The following is a 764-nucleotide window of genomic DNA, read 5'->3' as shown; positions in this document are numbered from 1 at the left end:
CAACTGACCGACCTTCAAGACAAGTACAAGTCTGATACCGAGAGTCTGACTGCTCAATTGAGTCAAACAAAGCTTAATGGGGCACTGACCGCGGCACTGACGGGTGCCAAGGTGCGCAATCCTAAGGCTGTGGAAGGTTTGCTTGATATGGATAAGGTCAAGTTCACTGATGAAGGAAAGCTAGAAGGCCTAGACGACCAGCTCAGCGCACTTAAGGAGTCTGACGGGTACTTGTTCGATGAAGGACAGAAGGCCGGCTACGAGCCTAAGGGTGGCAATGGTTCTGACGATAATAATCAAGTTCAAACCCTAGTTGATGCATTCAAATAGCAGAAAGAAGGAAATAAAATATGGCAACAATTAATTATGCTGAGGCTTACCAACAGGCTATTCAGCAAGCATTCTACGATGGTCACTTATTCTCAGCTAGTCTGTGGAACTCTCCATCTAATAGCGTTATCAAGTTTGACGGTGCTAAGCATATCAAGGTACCTCGCCTGACGATTGATGAAGGGCGTCGAGACCGAGCACGTCGAACGATTACACAGCCAAACGCAAACTATTCTAACGATTGGGACAGTTACGAGCTGACCAATGAACGTTACTGGAGCACGCTGGTTGACCCATCCGATGTGGATGAATCCAACATGGTTATCTCTATCGCTAATATCACCAAACAGTTCAACCTTGACGAAAAGATGCCTGAAATGGACCGTCAAATGTTCTCCAAGCTATATCAAGAAAAGTTAGCGGCCGCTGATGGT

Annotated in this window: 2 protein-coding genes; both read left to right on the top strand. The window is 46.3% G+C overall.

From position 1 onward, the window contains the following. The coding region (locus tag ACYVN4_RS45125; protein ID WP_460730484.1) for a phage scaffolding protein at positions 1–330 on the top strand (330 nt) is incomplete at its 5' end. 20 nt (positions 331–350) lie between these two features. Then, the coding region (locus ACYVN4_RS45120; protein WP_460730482.1) for a hypothetical protein at positions 351–764 on the top strand (414 nt) is incomplete at its 3' end.

This window comes from Nocardia heshunensis (assembly GCF_054782115.1).
Note: the sequence above shows the minus strand (reverse complement) of the source record. Positions and strands in the feature narration are given on the sequence as shown.